At 49.9% G+C, this 17,014-nt stretch carries 16 protein-coding genes; 11 read left to right on the forward strand and 5 right to left on the reverse strand.

What is annotated here, in order from left to right; translation table 11 throughout:
- Positions 1 to 9: 9 nt before the first annotated feature.
- The 3 genes from D5269_RS05895 (at position 10) to D5269_RS05905 (ending at position 2,705) form a co-directional block, all read left to right on the forward strand.
- On the forward strand, positions 10 to 636 hold the full coding sequence (locus D5269_RS05895; protein WP_120484101.1) for an MBL fold metallo-hydrolase: 627 nt from the start codon (positions 10 to 12) through the stop codon (positions 634 to 636).
- A gap of 89 nt (positions 637 to 725) precedes the next feature.
- A complete protein-coding gene (locus D5269_RS05900) occupies positions 726 to 2,012 on the forward strand; it encodes an aminotransferase class I/II-fold pyridoxal phosphate-dependent enzyme (RefSeq protein ID WP_120484102.1) in 1,287 nt (428 codons plus the stop codon).
- A gap of 153 nt (positions 2,013 to 2,165) precedes the next feature.
- Positions 2,166 to 2,705 (forward strand): zinc ribbon domain-containing protein, encoded by a 540-nt coding sequence (locus D5269_RS05905; RefSeq protein ID WP_120484103.1) that lies wholly within the window; start codon positions 2,166 to 2,168, stop codon positions 2,703 to 2,705.
- A gap of 36 nt (positions 2,706 to 2,741) precedes the next feature.
- Here the strand turns inward: D5269_RS05905 and yaaA are convergent, their stop codons facing one another.
- From yaaA to D5269_RS05920, 3 genes are all read right to left on the reverse strand, one after another.
- Entirely contained in the window at positions 2,742 to 3,485 is a 744-nt protein-coding gene (gene yaaA, locus D5269_RS05910; RefSeq protein ID WP_120484104.1) for a peroxide stress protein YaaA, read from the reverse strand.
- 16 nt (positions 3,486 to 3,501) lie between these two features.
- On the reverse strand, positions 3,502 to 3,912 hold the full coding sequence (locus D5269_RS05915; protein ID WP_016316251.1) for a hypothetical protein: 411 nt from the start codon (positions 3,910 to 3,912) through the stop codon (positions 3,502 to 3,504).
- A 77-nt stretch (positions 3,913 to 3,989) separates the two neighbouring features.
- Positions 3,990 to 4,583 (reverse strand): DUF4364 family protein, encoded by a 594-nt coding sequence (locus D5269_RS05920; RefSeq protein ID WP_016316252.1) that lies wholly within the window; start codon positions 4,581 to 4,583, stop codon positions 3,990 to 3,992.
- Positions 4,584 to 4,923: 340 nt separating this feature from the next.
- Between D5269_RS05920 and pyrH the strand changes: the two genes are divergently transcribed.
- The 8 genes from pyrH (at position 4,924) to D5269_RS05960 (ending at position 15,566) form a co-directional block, all read left to right on the forward strand.
- On the forward strand, positions 4,924 to 5,637 hold the full coding sequence (gene pyrH / locus D5269_RS05925; protein ID WP_120484106.1) for a UMP kinase: 714 nt from the start codon (positions 4,924 to 4,926) through the stop codon (positions 5,635 to 5,637).
- Positions 5,638 to 5,639: 2 nt separating this feature from the next.
- A complete protein-coding gene (gene frr, locus D5269_RS05930) occupies positions 5,640 to 6,194 on the forward strand; it encodes a ribosome recycling factor (protein WP_120484107.1) in 555 nt (184 codons plus the stop codon).
- A gap of 16 nt (positions 6,195 to 6,210) precedes the next feature.
- On the forward strand, positions 6,211 to 6,939 hold the full coding sequence (gene uppS, locus D5269_RS05935; protein WP_120484108.1) for a polyprenyl diphosphate synthase: 729 nt from the start codon (positions 6,211 to 6,213) through the stop codon (positions 6,937 to 6,939).
- A gap of 54 nt (positions 6,940 to 6,993) precedes the next feature.
- Complete coding sequence (locus D5269_RS05940) at positions 6,994 to 7,833, forward strand: phosphatidate cytidylyltransferase (protein WP_016316256.1); 840 nt, start codon at positions 6,994 to 6,996, stop codon at positions 7,831 to 7,833.
- Between the two features lie 14 nt (positions 7,834 to 7,847).
- Positions 7,848 to 9,005, forward strand: coding sequence for a 1-deoxy-D-xylulose-5-phosphate reductoisomerase (locus D5269_RS05945; RefSeq protein WP_016316257.1), 1,158 nt, complete (start codon positions 7,848 to 7,850; stop codon positions 9,003 to 9,005).
- 83 nt (positions 9,006 to 9,088) lie between these two features.
- Entirely contained in the window at positions 9,089 to 10,114 is a 1,026-nt protein-coding gene (locus tag D5269_RS05950; protein WP_120484109.1) for a site-2 protease family protein, read from the forward strand.
- A 13-nt stretch (positions 10,115 to 10,127) separates the two neighbouring features.
- The gene (gene ispG / locus D5269_RS05955) at positions 10,128 to 11,165 is read left to right on the forward strand and encodes a flavodoxin-dependent (E)-4-hydroxy-3-methylbut-2-enyl-diphosphate synthase (RefSeq protein WP_120484110.1); all 1,038 of its coding nucleotides are present in this window, start codon (positions 10,128 to 10,130) and stop codon (positions 11,163 to 11,165) included.
- Positions 11,166 to 11,213: 48 nt separating this feature from the next.
- Positions 11,214 to 15,566, forward strand: a complete 4,353-nt coding sequence (locus tag D5269_RS05960; protein WP_120484111.1) for a PolC-type DNA polymerase III — start codon at positions 11,214 to 11,216, stop codon at positions 15,564 to 15,566.
- Between the two features lie 43 nt (positions 15,567 to 15,609).
- Here D5269_RS05960 and D5269_RS05965 read toward each other — a convergent pair whose 3' ends face one another.
- Together D5269_RS05965 and dapB are read right to left on the reverse strand one after the other, a co-directional pair.
- Positions 15,610 to 16,092 carry a hypothetical protein gene (locus D5269_RS05965; RefSeq protein WP_016316261.1) on the reverse strand — a complete coding sequence of 161 codons (483 nt, stop codon included), beginning with the start codon at positions 16,090 to 16,092 and terminating at the stop codon, positions 15,610 to 15,612.
- 13 nt (positions 16,093 to 16,105) lie between these two features.
- A complete protein-coding gene (dapB, locus tag D5269_RS05970) occupies positions 16,106 to 16,858 on the reverse strand; it encodes a 4-hydroxy-tetrahydrodipicolinate reductase (RefSeq protein WP_016316262.1) in 753 nt (250 codons plus the stop codon).
- Positions 16,859 to 17,014: the final 156 nt, after the last annotated feature.

The raw sequence follows: 17,014 nt of genomic DNA on the forward strand, positions 1-17,014 counted from the left end.
GCGCTTTTTATGCAGGTGATTGAGCGGATTCCGGCAGGGACGGCCTGCTGCTGGCTACTACGAGGAGAGACGGGCTCGGTGCTGATCGACACAGGAATGAGGAATGCGGGGCAGATTCTCAGACAGGTTCAGGATGCGAATGTCCGGTTGATTTTGCTGACCCATGCCCATTTTGACCACATCAAAAATGCAGCGTTTCTTGCACAGGAGTTGAGGGCACCTGTTGCGCTCCATCCGGCGGACCTGCCATTGTTGGAACATCAGTCCGCCCGTCCGCTCAATGCACAGGGCGTACGTGGGCAGATGCTGCGCTACTTTTCCCAAAAGCTGATGCAGAAGCCGTTGGAGCCGTTTTCCCCGGAAATCCTGCTCTCGGATGGGATGCGTCTGAATGCCTACGGGGTGGATGCGCAGGTGATCGAGCTTCCGGGCCATACCGCTGGTTCGACAGGAGTGATCGCGGGGGAAGCCATTGTGGTTGGGGATGCACTGATGCGGATGCCAGCTCTCTCGCCGCCGCTGATCTTTGAAGATCGGAAATCCTGCTTGGAATCGGTGTCCCGTATTCGAGAAAGCGGTGCAAAAATCGTGCTCACAAGTCATGGTTTCACAATCCGCAGAAGATTTTTTGTGTGAATTGTCTAAATCAGCTTGCGGGAACTGGTGTTTTCATGTATAATAAAAATGTTATATGATAAAAAATAAAAGATGGAGGTTATCGACTTATGGCAAGATACAGCGAACTTTCCCGGCAAGAGCTGGAAACCCTGCGCACCGAGCTGACAGAACGGTATGAGCAGTTTAAACGCAGGGGCTTGAAGCTCGATATGTCGCGTGGAAAGCCCTCATCCGATCAGCTTGACCTCGCAAACGGCCTTTTTGATGTGGTCAATTCCAAGACCTCCTGTCTGTCCGCCGATGGTACCGACTGCCGTAACTACGGGGATTTTACCGGTATTCCCGACTGCAAAGTGATCTTCTGTGAGATGTTGGGCGTTGCCCCCGAGGAGTTGTTCATCTGCGGCAACTCGAGCCTGACCATGATGTATGATGCAATTGGTAAGATGGTGCTGCATGGGGTGCGGCCGGGTGCGGAGCCGTGGTGGAAGACCCCTGAACGAAAATTCCTCTGCCCGGTGCCGGGGTATGACCGCCATTTCGCGATTACCCAGCGTTACAATTTTGAGATGATCCCAGTGGAGATGGATGAAAACGGTCCGGACATGGACGTGGTTGAACGATTGGCAGCGTCTGATCCTACGATTAAAGGTATCTGGTGTGTTCCGAAATATTCCAATCCGAACGGTGTAACCTATTCGGACGAAACGGTGCGGCGTCTGGCGCGCATGAAGACCGCTGCAAGTGATTTCATGATTATGTGGGACAACGCCTATGCAGTGCATGACCTGCATCCCGAGGAGCGGCAGCAGATCCTGAATATTCTGGAGGAGTGTAAGGCAGCGGGAGACCCTGACCGGGTAATGATGTTTGCGTCAACATCTAAAATTTCCCATGCCGGTGCTGGTGTTGCGGCCTTTGCATGTTCAACTGCGGTTATGGAGAACATGAAAAATCTGCTGACGATCCAGACGATCAGTTTTGACAAGGTCAACATGCTGCGCCATGCGCGGTACTTCAAAAATTTGGACGGTGTGCTCGCGCATATGGAAAAGTTGGCGGCGGAACTGCGTCCGAAGTTCCAGACGGTACTGGATGCATTCAATAATGAGTTGGCTGGAAAAGGGATTGCCGAATGGATTGAGCCGAAGGGCGGATATTTTATTTCACTGAATGTGCTCGACGGCTGTGCCAAAAAGGTGGTTCAGATGTGCAAGGATGCAGGTGTTGTATTGACCTCCGCAGGTGCGACTTATCCGTATGGAAAGGACCCGCGTGATCGTAATATCCGCGTCGCACCTTCCTATCCGACTATCTCAGAACTCCGGCAGGCGGTGGAACTGCTTTGCCTCTGCGTCGAGTTAGCAGGAGTTGAAAAGTTGCTGGAGCAGTAAACCGAAAATTAAAGACAAAAGACGCAGGCGCAGAGAGTGCTATGCGCCTGCGTCTTTTGTAGAACGATCTCTTGTCAAGAGCGTCTGGTTGTGCTACACTAAAGCTGGAATATTTGAACAGTAGACGATGAGGAGATCGAAAGGGATGATGGGATGATAAACTGTCCGAAATGTGGGCATCCGGTCAGTGGGCGGGCGCGTTCCTGCGGCTACTGCGGAGAATCCCTTGTCAATAACTATTTTGCGCGGGAGGAACGGCATAAAGGCAAGGATCCGTTACTAGAAGCACCGGCCGGTGCGGCAGGCATCTGCGCAATGGTTTTGGGTATCTTTGGATGCCTTGCACTGCTGGCGGCGCTTGCCTTTCAGCTGATGGTCATGTTTGGATATGGCGGCTCGGTTCCACCGGAAATCGACCGGGATTGGTGGATCCGCACCCTTGTGCTTGCGGTGCCATCGGTGGTCCTGCTGGTGCAGGAGTTGATCCTCGGAGGGAGCAGGGGCGGATTGCTGTTCGACAGTTTTTGGCTGTTTGCCTCTGGCTGCGGACTGATCCTGACGATACAGTGCTATACCGGCAAGGGATCAGGATTGTTTTTTGATGTCGCAGCGATCCCTTATCTGTTGATTGCCGGGTGTGCCTTGGTGGTTATTTCGTCTGTGACCAGCATCCTTGCCTATAAGCATTATTGAAACAAAAAAGACTGCTACCGCAGTCTTTTTTACTTCTTATTCTCTTTGCAAAAAGGTATATGTAGATTCATCTGATAGATGCGGTATAAACGTATATCCATTCCAGCAGAAGTCCTTCAAGCCCTCTGGATCGTCGATTCGCTCTTTCACAATATAACGTGCCATCCGCCCGCGTGCCATCTTTGCGGCAGTAGCGAGCATTCTGGGTTTTCCTCTCTTCATCACGAGAAAATTACAGGTAAGAAACCGGTCGTGCGGGGTTAGATAGGGCTGTACCGTTCTGGAATATTCCGCAGAGGCTAAGTTGATAACCGTCTTTCCGCTGGAAAACAGGTCACGATAAAACAGATCCCCCCAGAATTGATAGAGATTTTGCCCGCCAAATTTCAGTTTGCAGAGAAATTCCAGCCGATAGGGAAGAATCCCGTCGGTTGGTCGGAGAACCCCATAAAATGCGCTGAGTAGACGCAGATGATCGTTTGCGAAAGCAAAGTCCGCAAGACTGAACGATTGCGGATCGAGATTGCGGTATTGCAGGCCGTGGTAAGCGAGTAACGCAGCAGTTCCTTCTGCATCTGGGTCGAACGACTGGAAGGAGTCGAATGCCTTGAGCGCAAGGTCGGGATTCACTGACATGGGGCGTTCAAGCTGCCATGGACTAAATTTGCGGAGAGTTTCGACAAGCTGTTCTGTCTGCGCGAGAAAACGTGGGCGGGACAGAGTCAACCCCTCCAGACGGGATGACTGCATATTTTTGGCTGGGGAGAGGATAATGAACATGGCATTCTCCTGCGGATTATATAGATTCGTTTGGCTCAGCGGGTTCGGCAGGTTCGAGACGGATATGTTGGTGCTCCACAGCTGCTTCAATGACCAGCACGATACTTATCAGGATATCAAAAAGAGTACCGGTTACAATAAGATCCGTGTTGTAGACGACAAGCGGACGAGATGCTTTCATCACGATCAGATTGAGCAGGACAGAGACCGCGTGTATTACATAAAAGAAAACGAGGTCGCGGGTCCTCAGGAAAGAAAGGATGATTCGCTTACACAGAAGGACAAGTCCCAGGAAAATGGCTACGCCCGCAGAGTAGTAGATAACAGTCGGCAGGCGATCCAGGTCGTTCGAGAGGAGAAACGTCAGCCCGCTGAGCCGAAAGCCGCAGAGCAGCAGCATAATCCAGAACATCCATTGATGGAGCATGAAGATACCTCCCTAATCCGAATTCAATTCAAGTCTTATGAAAAAAGATGATACCAGATTCTGAACAAGCTGTCAAATCACTGGTTTTCGAGAAGTGCGCCGACTGTCTCAAAATTTCCAGTCAGAACCGCAACAATGCCTTTATAGGTAGTGACTGGGTCTTTAAAAAAACGATCTTGAAGCTTTCGGCAGGTTTCTGCATCTGGCAGCAGAATGGTCAGCGTCAGCAGGTCGCTTCCAATATCGCTGATTGTGAGGGTCAGTAGATACCCATCCTCCACCTTGCGGGTTTCCGCTTTGTTGTGAGTTCGGTGCTCCCGGATCAGAAAATAATCTCGTGCGGCAGCAACCGCTTTTTCACGGATCGAAAGGGGGAGTGTCTTTTCGAATGTCTCGGCAGCGTTGCGCCCAAGATCGGTGATCTGATAGCATTGATCAGGCTCGGATGGACTGGGAGACAGAATTTCTATGTGTCCACTCTTAACCAATCCTGAAGCTGCACTTGCAGCCTCAAAATAGTTGCCGATCCCTTCGGAAACGAAAACTTCAATCAGCGCAGAGATTGGCATTGGATGCCCCAGGCTACGCAGGATATAACAGATCAGAATCTTGATTTCATAATCCATTGTAAGGCCGCCGGGTTCAACACCGGCGCGGAAAACATCGTACATTCCAAACATCCTCTCTTCATGATCCTTTCTATCTATCATACATAATTTTAGAGGGTAACGTCAATAGCTTTGAGATTTGATCTGAATCATAAGTACGCTTGAATTTCCAGCATTTTACTTATTGTATAGAACTGTTCTCTCAATCATGATAGTTCTATGACCTTATTTTTCGCTCCAATCAGGCACTTTTTTGAGACATCTCTGATTCTATCGGCAAAAGGTGATTATTTTGGAAAGAATCTGTCTTTTTATCTTTACTTTATCGGGTGGTTATTGTAAAATAAATAGAGTATGCGGAAGCCAGTTGTACCGTGGAAAAAACATTCTATGGAGGTAGTTTATGCCAATCAAGTATAAACGGGTCCTGCTCAAGTTGAGTGGGGAGGCTCTTGCCGGTGAGAAGAAATTTGGAATTGATTATAGTGTGATTTCTTCGATCTGCGAAAGTATTAAAAAATGTGTGGATCTTGGAGCGCAGATTGGGATTGTTGTAGGCGGCGGCAACTTCTTCCGAGGGCGAAGCAGCAGCCAGATGGAGGATCGCACACGTGCAGATCATATGGGAATGCTGGCGACAGTGATGAATGCGCTGGCACTGGCAGATGCGTTGGAAACGCATGGGGTTGAAGTGCGTGTACAGACAGCAATCACGATGCAGCAGATTGCTGAACCATACATTCGGAACAAAGCGATTCGGCATATGGAAAAGGGGCGGGTCGTGGTCTTTGGATGTGGTACAGGAAACCCGTTTTTCTCAACTGATACGGCATCCTCCCTTCGTGCCGCGGAGATTGATGCGGACATCATGTTGAAGGCCACGATGGTAGATGGTGTCTATGACTGTGACCCAAATAAAAACGCAAATGCAGTTAAGTATGAAAGAGTGACTTTCCAGGAAGTGCTTGAAAAGGGACTGGCAGTAATGGACAGCACCGCAGCGGCGATGTGCAGAGAGAATGGAATACCGGTTCTGGTGTTTAGTCTGGCGGACCCGGACAATATTCTGGCGGCTATTCAGGGTGAAAATATTGGTACGATTGTGAAGGAGGACTAACCATGAAAGAGAAGCTTCAGGTTTACAATGAAAAGATGGAAAAGACCATCCGTATTCTGGAATCGGACTACGCTTCGATCCGCGCAGGGCGTGCCAATCCGGCTGTTCTAGACAAAATTACTGTCGATTACTATGGCACGCCGACCCCAATTCAATCTCTGGCTGCGGTTTCCGTATCCGAAGCTCGTATACTCGTTATCCAACCTTGGGATAAATCTACCCTAAAGGCCATCGAAAAGGCGATTCAGGTGTCCGACCTTGGTATCAATCCAGCTAATGACGGCATGGTGATCAGAATTGTTTTCCCGCCGCTGACGGAGGAACGCAGAAAGGATATCTGCAAGCAGATCCGCAAGCAAGGAGAGGATTCGAAAGTAGCGATTCGCTCGATCCGTCGGGATGCGAATGATACCTTTAAGAAACAGAAAAAAAGTAGTGAGATCAGTGAGGATGAGCAGAAGACCTTGGAAGAGGATATGCAGAAGCTAACTGATAAATTCTGCAAGCGGATCGATGAGATCGCATCGAAAAAAGAGAAAGAAATTCTGGAAATCTAACGAACGGAGGAACGTCATGGCAAAAGGGCTGCTTGCGCAGGTTCCCACAGAGAAGTTGCCGGTGCACATTGGCTTGATTTTGGATGGGAATGGAAGATGGGCTACCAAGCGTGGCTTGCCGCGTACAGCGGGGCACCGGCAGGGAGCAAAGGTTTTTAGTGAAATCGCGCAGTATTGCCGTGAAATCGGCATCCAATACCTCACTGCCTACGCCCTTTCCACCGAAAACTGGAAAAGGCCGCAGGATGAGGTCAAGGCGATTATGGATCTCCTGCGCAGGTATCTGGACGAAGCTTTCCAGAAGCAAAAGGAGGATGCCTGCGTGCGTTTTCTCGGAGACCGCACTCCTCTTGCTTCGGATTTACAGGAAAAGATGCAGCGGATCGAGGCGGAAAGCGCGAATAACGATCGCATCCACATCAATATCGCATTGAACTATGGTGGACGGGATGAGATTGTACGGGCAGTTCGTACCTTGGCACAGCGGTGCGCGGAGGGGACGATTTCCCCATCCGAGATCAGTGAGCAGATGGTTTCTGATTGTCTGTACACCTGTGGACAGCCCGACCCAGATATGATTCTGCGGCCAAGCGGGGAAATGCGAACTTCTAATTTTTTGCCATGGCAGTCAACCTATGCAGAACTGGTCTTTATGGATGTGCTCTGGCCGGACTTTACGCCAAACCATCTGGATCAGGCGATCCTGCAATATTTGCAACGCAGCCGAAGATTTGGCGGCGTTTGATTTTCCGATTCCTGCCTGTTTATGGGCAAATTCGGAAAGAATGGAGCGTACCCTATGAAACAAAGAGTTATCAGTTCTGCGGTTGGCTTGATTTTACTGGCTGTGGTTCTGGCGCTTTTCGATACCATTGTTGTCAATATCGTTGTTGCGCTGCTTGCTTGGTTGGCGGTTTATGAGATGTTTTCTGCGACCGGCTGCTGGAATTTCCGTCCATTGTCTATTCCGGCGACCATTTTCGCGATTGCAATCCCGTTTTTGTCCAGCCGGCTTCTCAGCAGAGTGATACCGCTTACCTGTTATCTCTATGTACTTGTCCTGTTTTCTGTGTTGCTGCGCAATCATAAAAAAATCCATGTCGAGCAGGTTGCAGTGGTTTTCACTTTTAGCCTGATGATCCCGTTTTCGCTCTCTACATTGGTTTACCAGCGGGATTGGAATGGCACAACGCTCGGGATTTTTTATGTCCTGCTTTCACTTGGCAGTGCATGGCTGTCGGATACAGGTGCTTATTTCGCCGGACATGCGTTCGGCAAACATAAATTGGCACCGGTTATCAGTCCTAAAAAGACGGTTGAGGGTGCGATTGGCGGAATGATTTTTGCCGATTTTGCAATGCTGCTGATCTCATGGATGTACAGTCTGGCTTCTGCGGCAGCGGGATACCCAATACAGATCCACTATCTGGCGATTGCATGTATCATGCCGTTTTTATCGGCTGTCAGTATTGTAGGAGATCTTTCGGCTTCCATTGTAAAGAGGCAGTTTGGTGTGAAAGACTATGGGTCGATTATGCCAGGGCATGGAGGTGTGATGGACCGGTTTGACAGCGCATTGATGGTTGCGCCGCTGGTCTATATTATCAGCCGCTATCTGCCGCTTGCAGTGTTGGCATAAATGGGGGGACCGACTTGAAAAAAAAAGTTGCAGTTTTGGGGTCTACCGGTTCGATCGGAACCCAGACATTAAAGGTCTGCAAGCGTGCGGGATATGAGGTCACTGCACTTGCGGCAAATCGCAGCGCAGACATTCTGGAACAGCAGGCGAGGGAATTTACCCCTCGCCGTGTTGCCATTTTTGATGAAAATGCGTACAAGGATCTGAAAGTCCGTCTTGCAGACATGGATATTGACATTTTAACAGGGATGGATGGCCTTTGCGAGCTTACCGTCCTGGATGAGACAGAGATCGTATGCAATGCGGTAATCGGGATGATCGGGCTACGTCCGACCCTCGCGGCGATCGCCGCGAAAAAGACGCTTGCACTTTCCAACAAGGAAACACTGGTTGCGGGCGGACAGCTCGTGATGGAATCTGCGGAGGCCAATGGAGTGAAGATTCTCCCGGTGGACAGCGAACACAGCGCAATTTTTCAGTGTTTACAGGGAAATTTACAAAACCCGCCCCGGAGAATTCTGCTCACGGCTTCAGGAGGCCCGTTCCGAGGATATTCCAAAGCAGAGTTGGAACGTGTTACATTGGAAGATGCGTTAAAGCATCCAAACTGGTCTATGGGAGCAAAGATTACGATTGACTCGTCTACCTTGATGAACAAGGGGCTTGAATTCATCGAAGCGATGTGGCTGTTCGGCATTTCCCCGGATCAGATCGAAGTGATTGTCCATCCGCAGAGTGTCGTACATTCCGCAGTGGAATATGCCGATGGATCAGTGATCGCACAGATGGGGGTTCCGGATATGGAGATCCCCATTCAATATGCTTTGACCTACCCGAAGCGGATTCCCGGTACGGCGAACAGGCTTTCGCTGTCAGAGATGGGCTCGCTGACCTTTGAGCCGCCGGATTTGCAGACCTTTTCCTGTTTGGCGGACTGCATGCGCGCAGCGAGTATGGGCGGCCTGTTCCCATGTGCAGTCAACAGCGCGAATGAACAGGCGGTCGCACTATTTTTGCAGAACAGGATTCGTTACACAAAGATCGCAGATTGTGTACATGAGGTTTTGGAACGGTTTGATGGAAGAGAAAAGCAGGCATATACGCTGGAAATGGTGCTGGAAGCAGATCGGACTGCCCGTGAGATGGTATTGGAATATTGCGGGATCGGGTAAGAATACTATGACTATGGCGGGGCTGTAACCCCGCTCCTGCGCAGTAGCAGGACATTTTTTGAATTGGTGAGGATACTTGACCTATGGAAATTGTGATTCAGGTGGTTGCGGCAATTCTGGTATTTGGACTGTTGATTTTTGTGCATGAGTTGGGGCATTTTACAGTCGGAAAGCTTTCGGGAATGAGGGTAAACCAGTTTGCGATTGGCATGGGACCGGCGATCTGGTCGAAACAGCGGGGCGAAACAAAATATGCGATCCGCTTGTTTCCGATCGGCGGCTTTGTGGCGGTCGAAGGGGAAGATGCCGAAAGTTCTGATCCAAGGGCTTTTTGTAACGTGCGGCTTTGGAAGCGGATTGCGTTTGTCTGTGCAGGGGCACTGATGAATCTGATTTTGGGTTTGGTGATTCTGTCCATTCTGGTGGCACTTCGGACCAGCCTGCCGACCACTATCATCTCGGAATTCCATGAGAATGCATCAAGCAACCGTCAGTTACAGGTAAATGACCGAATCATTGGAGTCAATGGAAGCAGGGTTTTTACCTCGAATGACATCACATTTTCGATGATTAGCGATAAAGATGGGATTGTCGATTTTACAGTGATTCGTGACGGACGAAGACTGGAAATTCCAGCTGTCGATTTCGGGATGGAAACACTCGATGATGGGACCCGATTGATCAATTTGGATTTCTATGTCTACACCACATCCAAAACATTTTGGGGCAGCGTGCGGTATTCCTTTTTGTGGATGTTCTCGATTGTGCGGCAGGTCTGGATGTCATTTTTAAACCTGATCACAGGGAACTTTACTATGTCGGAGCTTTCTGGACCGGTTGGAGTTTCCACTGTGATCGGTCAGGCGAGCACAGCCGGCATCAAAACGCTGCTGTTACTGGTCAGCTTTATTACGATCAATATCGGGGTGTTCAATCTTCTGCCGGTTCCGGCTCTGGATGGTGGGCGGTTGGTCTTTTTGCTGATCGAGCTGGTGATTCGACGGCCGGTCAATCCCAAATATGAAGGGCTGATCCATGCAACAGGATTTGTCCTGCTGATGGGGATTATGCTGGTGGTCACTTTCAATGATGTTATCAGACTTTTTTAAAGGACGGAATGGAATGTCAAAAGCAGTAAAATTAAAAGACAGCGTGATCGGTGGGGGAAGCAGGGTCACCGTACAATCGATGCTGAACGTGCCTGCTGCGGATGTTGCAGGCAGTGTTGCGCAGGCAATTGCGCTGGAACGGGCCGGATGTGAAATCATTCGGGCCGCTATCCCCGATTTGGAAGCGGTGCGGCTGATTCCAGCGATCAAGCAGGCTGTAAAAATCCCTGTGGTTGCGGATATTCATTTTGATTATCGGATTGCGTTGGAGTCCGTCTCCGCAGGAGTGGATAAAATCCGGATCAATCCTGGTAACATCGGAGAGGAATCCCGCATCAAAACTGTAGCACATGCCTGCCGTAATGCGGGAATCCCGATTCGGATCGGCGTCAACTCAGGCTCCTTGGAAAAGCAGATTCTTACAAAATATGGAGGACCTACGCCACAAGCATTGGTTGACAGTGCGCTTTACCATGCACAGCTACTTGAAAAATTCGACTTTTCTGACATCGTTCTGTCAATCAAATCTTCCCATGTGCCGTCGATGATTCGCGCTTATCGTCTGGCAGCGGAGCAGACCGATTATCCGCTGCATCTTGGCGTAACCGAGGCTGGTACAAGCCGTATGGGCTTGCTAAAAAGTGCGGTTGGGATCGGATCGTTGCTCTGTGACGGGATCGGGGATACCATCCGGGTATCGTTGACAGCAGATCCAATTGAAGAAGTCCGGGCAGGACGCGACATCCTTAAAGCGGCTGGAGTTGCCAGAGAAGGGGTTGAAATCATCTCCTGTCCGACCTGTGGGCGTACAAAGATCGACCTGATTTCTCTGGCTGGACAGGTGGAGGACAAGCTCGCGGATTGTAAAAAATCTCTCAAGGTCGCTGTGATGGGCTGCGCCGTAAATGGACCGGGAGAAGCACGCGAAGCGGATATTGGAATCGCGGGTGGAGCCGGGGAAGCGCTGCTTTTCAAAAAAGGGGAAATCGTCGGCAAATACCCGGAAGACAAAATTTTGCAGGTTCTTCTGGACGAGATCGGCCGGATGTAATCGTTCGTCGATTCCAATGCAAGATTCGGATAAGGTTGTGAAAAAGGTTTGGCACATTTTATTGATGTTTTTGGGGAATATCTGCCCGATTCACCAGCTGATCCCATCGCTGGTGCGGAGATAAGCAGAGTACAAATCGACGGCTCCAAAAGGGTGGTCCGTATACAGCTTATGCCGGAAGGAAGGGTCCCCTATGCGGAGTTGAGCCAGCTCCAGAGGACGCTCGCTTCAGCGTTGCAGGTGCAGGAAGTGGAGCTTTGCCCGCATTATCCACCCGAATTGTTTACCTGCGATTATCTGCCTGAGATCATTGCACGTCTGGGTGGAAGCGGGGTTCCGGTAAACGGCTTTTTTGATGGCTGTGGATCGGATTTGATGGATGGGACCTTGCGAATCTATTTGACCCACGGCGGAAAGGAATTTTTGGAAGAGATTCACTGTCCCCGCAAAATCTCGGATGTGATCTATGCGGAATTTGGCAGAGAGATCAAGGTTGAGTTTGATGGAGTTCTGGATGTCGCATCGGACAGTGAGATTTATCAGGAAACCATGGAAAAAGTCCAGCCGGAGCCGATTCTCTATCAACCGCCCGCTGAACCGGTTTGCTCCCGGAAAATGGATGCGAGTAAGGGTACAGATGCCCCGCCAGCAGAACCGTCCAGACTGAGCTTTGATGCGCAGAACCTTCCATTTGAACAGGGGTCTATGCGAACTCTTTATGGAAATCCTCCCAAGGGGCGTCCGACCGAGATGGCTTCGGTCAACCTGGAAAGTGGAAATGTCACAGTTTGGGGCGACGTATTCAAGATCGACCGGAGAACCAGCCGGGATGAGAAAACGCTGATCTTATCGGTCTATTTTACCGACTATACGGGTTCTTACTGCGCAAAGATTATCGGCCGGATGGATAAAAAGATTAAAGGGCTGGATGAACTACGCAATGGTGATACAGTTGTCATGCATGGTCTGGTGGAATACGACCGGTTTGACCACGAAAGTGTGTTGCGCCCTGACAGTATCGCAACGGTGAAAAAGATTCCACGCAGGGATCTTGCAGAGGAGAAACGGGTCGAACTGCATATGCACTCGAACATGTCTGCGATGGACGGGATGACTCCGGCTGCGAAACTGGTTCAGAGGGCTTATGAATTTGGACATCAGGCGGTTGCGATTACCGATCACGGCGTAGTACAGGCGTTCCCGGATTGCATGAATGCTGTCAACAGCATCCGCAAAAAAGGCGGCAAAATAAAGGTGATTTATGGTGTGGAAGCCTATTTTGTCGATGATATGGTTCATGCTATGCAGGGAGAAGCGACTGGGGATTTTGATCGAGAGCTGATTGTTTTTGACCTCGAAACCACTGGGCTTTCGGCAGCGACCGAGCGGATCACCGAGATTGGTGCGGTCAAGCTGAGGGGAGGGGAGATCGTCGACCGGTTTAATACGTTTGTAAATCCGGAGTGTACGATCCCGCCAAAGATCACCGAACTGACTGGGATCACCGACGATGATGTGCGGGATGCACCATTGGAAGGGGAAGCCTTGAAGGCATTCTATGCATTTTGCGGAGGGGCGGAAGCGGTGCTGATTGCGCACAATGCGCCGTTCGATACCAGTTTTCTCAAGCAGGCTGCGAAACGTTCCGGGATGCCCTATCAGTTTACCTCGATCGACACGGTAACGATCTCGCGTTCACTGTTTCCTCAACTGAAAAAGCATAAACTGGACCTTGTTGCAAAACATCTGGAGCTTGGAAATTTCAACCATCATCGGGCTTGCGACGACGCAGAGATACTCGCTAAAATATTTCAGAAAATGATCGGCATTTTCCGTTCCGAACGGAATTGCAGGGCGATCGAGCAGATCAATACTTCTCTGGCAGCCGTTGATGTGAAAAAATCTCCAACCTTTCATCAGATTATCCTGGTAAAGAACCACGTTGGCCTGAAAAATCTCTATCGACTGGTTTCATTGGGGCATTTGGAGTATTATTCCAAGCGTCCACGGATTCCCAAAAGCAAGCTGATGCAGTATCGGGAAGGGTTGTTGATTGGGAGTGCCTGCGAAGCCGGACAACTTTACAGGGCAATTATAGAGGGGAAAAGTTGGGGAGATTTATGCGAAATCGCTAAATTTTATGACTATCTTGAGATTCAGCCATTAGCAAACAATGATTTTATGGTGCGGACAGGTAAAGTTAAAGGGCTTGACACGATAAAAGAGTTCAATGAAACAGTTGTCAAGCTAGGAGAAAAGCTGCATCTGCCGGTAGTAGCAACGGGAGATGTGCATTTCATGGACGCGGGAGACTCGAAATTCCGCGCGATTTTGATGGCGGGCATGGGCTTTTCGGATGCGGACCAACAAGCGCCGCTCTATTTCCGGACTACAGACGAGATGCTGGAAGAATTTACATATCTGGGGAAAGAAAAGGCATATGAGGTGGTGGTCACAAACCCAAACCGGATTGCGGATATGGTAGAGGAGATCAAGCCGATTCCGGATGGAACGTTTACCCCGACAATTGAGGGTTCAGAACAGATGCTTCAGGAGATCACTTGGGGCAAAGCGATGGAAATGTATGGATATGAAGGGAAGATTCCTGATCTGGTTTCCAACCGCCTTGACAGGGAGCTGACCTCCATCATTAAGCATGGTTTTGCGGTGCTTTATATGATCGCGCAGAAGCTGGTCGCTAAGAGTGAGGAAAACGGCTATCATGTCGGCTCCCGTGGATCGGTTGGCTCTTCGTTTGTTGCGATTATGGCCGGTATCTCGGAAGTCAACCCGCTCCCGCCGCACTACTACTGTCCTAACTGCAAACACAGTGAATTCTATGAAAAAGGGGAGTATGGTTCTGGCTTTGATCTTCCGCCGAAGGATTGTCCAATCTGCGGGACGCGCTATAAACAGGATGGGCATGACATCCCGTTTGAGACGTTTCTTGGATTCGATGGCGATAAGGCACCCGATATTGACTTGAATTTTTCCGGTGAATATCAGGCCAATATCCATAAATATACCGAAGAACTGTTTGGGCCAACCCATGTATTTAAGGCCGGGACGATCTCAACGGTAGCAGAGAAAACCGCTTATGGGTTTGTAAAAAAATATGCGCAGGAGCGGGGAATAGTCATGACCCGCGCCGAGGAGGAACGTCTGGCGATCGGGTGTACCGGCGTCAAGCGCACGACTGGTCAGCATCCAGGCGGTATGGTAGTTGTTCCATCAACCAACCTGGTTTACGATTTTACCGCGGTACAGCGTCCAGCGGATGACCCCAACTCGGATATTACCACCACACATTTTGACTTCCACTCCCTGCACGACACCATCCTGAAACTCGATGAGCTGGGACACGATGTGCCGACCATGTACAAATATTTGGAAGATATGACCGGTATCAACGTGAATGACATCCCGATGAGTGATCCAGCGGTGATGAGTCTGTTTACATCGCCTGAGGCGCTCGGCGTGACTGAACAGGAGATCGAATGCAATACTGGCACGCTCGCGCTGCCCGAAATGGGAACAAACTTTGTGCGCGGGATGCTGATTGAATCCCAGCCTAAGCAATTTTCCGACCTGCTCCAGATTTCTGGGCTTTCGCATGGAACCGATGTCTGGCTGGGCAATGCGCAGGAGCTGATCCGCAGCAAAACCTGTACGATTTCCAATGTAATCGGTACCCGTGACAGTATCATGACTTATCTGCTCCACAAGGGTTTGGAGCCCAAGATGGCGTTTAAGATTATGGAGATCACCCGAAAGGGAAAGGCGCCAACGCTATTGACTGAGGAGCATATGACGGCTATGAAGGAGCATGGGGTTCCACAATGGTATATTGACAGCTGCCTCAAGATCAAATATATGTTTCCGAAAGCGCACGCGGCGGCATATGTTATCGCCTGCATCCGCCTCGGCTGGTTCAAGGTGCATCGTCCGCTGGAGTTCTATGCAGTTGTCTTTACCGTCCGCGGCGGGGATTTGGATGCAGAAGCTGCCGTTGTGGGCAAGCAGTTGACCAAGACGCGGATGCAGAGCCTTTTGCAGATGGGTAACGAGCGTACGGCAAAGGACGAAAGCGTCCTGACAACATTGCAGATTATTTATGAATGCCAGGCCCGTGGGGTTAGTTTTCTGCCAGTCGATCTCTATAAATCCCACTACAATGTCTATCAGGTAGAGGATGGCAAGATTCGCCTGCCTTTTATGGCGCTGAAAGGGGTAGGGGAGGCCGCAGCGAAAAGCCTTTGGGAAGCTGCGCAGAAGGATGTTTTCATCTCTGCGGACGATATTTCCAACCGCGCCGGGGTTTCCAAGTCAGTGATCGAGATGCTGCGCACTTCCGGTGCGCTGGGAGATCTGCCCGAAACTTCACAGGTCAGCTTTTTTTAAAAAACAGGGTTGCTTTTAAGCAACCCTGTTTTTGAATCTATAGTTATATTCCATATTCTGGTTTGACAGAAAACTTTTCTTCTAAAGCCTTGACGGCAGCATCACAGCTGCTTTTGGGCACCAGCAGAGAAATTTCTACCTCACCAGTGCTGATCAGGGTCAGCTCGGCGTCTATTTCGGAGATGGCTTCGATTGCCGAAGCAGCGACACCGTACATCTCCCGCATCTCCTCACCATAAAGCTGGATTTTACAGTTTCCGTTGCTTACCATCGGTTTGATATCAGGATGGGTTTCGCGGAACTGGTTAATCAGTTCAAGCACCTCGACGAGCTGTTCCGAACGCAGAGTAAACGAAAGACCGATTAGATGTCCTTGCGGGGCGGTCTGGCTGATCATGTCCAGATTGACTTTGGCGTTGGCCAGACGAGTGAAAATCGAAGCAAGAGTTGCAATGTCACTCGGAATCCGCTGGAAACTGACTAGTGCAATCTCGTCACAGACCGAAATTTTGGATACGCCGTTCATAAGTAAGCTCCTTTCAAATGATATGGCCCATATTATACAGGCCATTTGGCTGGTCACAGAGGAAAAGCGCGGCGTTGATGCTTCCAACAGCGAAAACCTCTTTGCTTGCTGCTGAATGGGAAAGGGTCAAAACTTCATCGCGTCCAGCGAAGATGATCTCATGCTCTCCGACAATCGTGCCGCCGCGTACCGCATGTAAACCGATCTCGTTGGAGGAGCGTTTTTTTCGTACTGCATGGCGGTCGTAGATATATTGTGGTGTTTCCGGAAGAACCTCTGAAACCGCATCCGCCAGCATCAATGCAGTGCCACTGGGAGCGTCAATCTTCTGATTATGATGTTTTTCGATGATCTCAATGTCGAATTGTCCCCCCAAAACCTCCGCTGCTTTTTTCGCCAGCTCCGCCAGCAGATTGACCCCTAGAGACATATTGGCAGTAAAAAAGAGGGGGACTTGTTTGGAAGTCTGCTGAATCTGCTCTATCTGATCGGAGGAAAGCCCGGTGGTGGCAATCACTGCCGGAATATGACGTTCTACCGCATAGGCGAGCAGGGGAGCCAGTGTGCTGGGATGGGAAAAATCAATTATAACATCTGCGTCTACCTCACATTCAGCCGGTTTGGTGAAAACAGGAAATGCGTTACGGCTGTTATTTCCTGTAATGTCAATTCCTGCAACAATGGTGCAGTCACTGCGGTCTTTCACACAGGCAGCAACCATCTGCCCCATCTTTCCATTACAACCTGATAAAATGATCCTTTTCATTTAGACCTCCTACTATTGCTTCCTGCAAACTCGGCATATCCTTCTGATTGATATTTGGTCCAGATAAGATTAGAAACCATCAACATCGTCAAAAATATGCAGCCAGTCCAGGACGTTCCCCAGCCCATCCTGTATTCCCTGTCTTTTATCTTTTTA

The organism is Anaerotruncus sp. 1XD42-93 (genome assembly GCF_009917605.1).
Classification (GTDB): Bacteria; Bacillota; Clostridia; order Oscillospirales; family Ruminococcaceae; genus Anaerotruncus.

Excerpts from the sequence above, each read along its gene's own strand:
- D5269_RS05915 (WP_016316251.1), bottom strand. The coding sequence starts at position 3,912 with ATGCTCCATCAATGGATGTTCTGGATTATGCTGCTGCTCTGCGGCTTT.
- D5269_RS05905 (WP_120484103.1), top strand. The coding sequence starts at position 2,166 with ATGATAAACTGTCCGAAATGTGGGCATCCGGTCAGTGGGCGGGCGCGT.
- D5269_RS05895 (WP_120484101.1), top strand. The coding sequence starts at position 10 with ATGCAGGTGATTGAGCGGATTCCGGCAGGGACGGCCTGCTGCTGGCTA.
- dapB (WP_016316262.1), bottom strand. The coding sequence starts at position 16,858 with ATGAAAAGGATCATTTTATCAGGTTGTAATGGAAAGATGGGGCAGATG.
- ispG (WP_120484110.1), top strand. The coding sequence starts at position 10,128 with ATGTCAAAAGCAGTAAAATTAAAAGACAGCGTGATCGGTGGGGGAAGC.
- yaaA (WP_120484104.1), bottom strand. The coding sequence starts at position 3,485 with ATGTTCATTATCCTCTCCCCAGCCAAAAATATGCAGTCATCCCGTCTG.
- pyrH (WP_120484106.1), top strand. The coding sequence starts at position 4,924 with ATGCCAATCAAGTATAAACGGGTCCTGCTCAAGTTGAGTGGGGAGGCT.
- uppS (WP_120484108.1), top strand. The coding sequence starts at position 6,211 with ATGGCAAAAGGGCTGCTTGCGCAGGTTCCCACAGAGAAGTTGCCGGTG.
- D5269_RS05920 (WP_016316252.1), bottom strand. The coding sequence starts at position 4,583 with ATGTACGATGTTTTCCGCGCCGGTGTTGAACCCGGCGGCCTTACAATG.
- D5269_RS05965 (WP_016316261.1), bottom strand. The coding sequence starts at position 16,092 with ATGAACGGCGTATCCAAAATTTCGGTCTGTGACGAGATTGCACTAGTC.
- D5269_RS05940 (WP_016316256.1), top strand. The coding sequence starts at position 6,994 with ATGAAACAAAGAGTTATCAGTTCTGCGGTTGGCTTGATTTTACTGGCT.
- frr (WP_120484107.1), top strand. The coding sequence starts at position 5,640 with ATGAAAGAGAAGCTTCAGGTTTACAATGAAAAGATGGAAAAGACCATC.
- D5269_RS05900 (WP_120484102.1), top strand. The coding sequence starts at position 726 with ATGGCAAGATACAGCGAACTTTCCCGGCAAGAGCTGGAAACCCTGCGC.
- D5269_RS05950 (WP_120484109.1), top strand. The coding sequence starts at position 9,089 with ATGGAAATTGTGATTCAGGTGGTTGCGGCAATTCTGGTATTTGGACTG.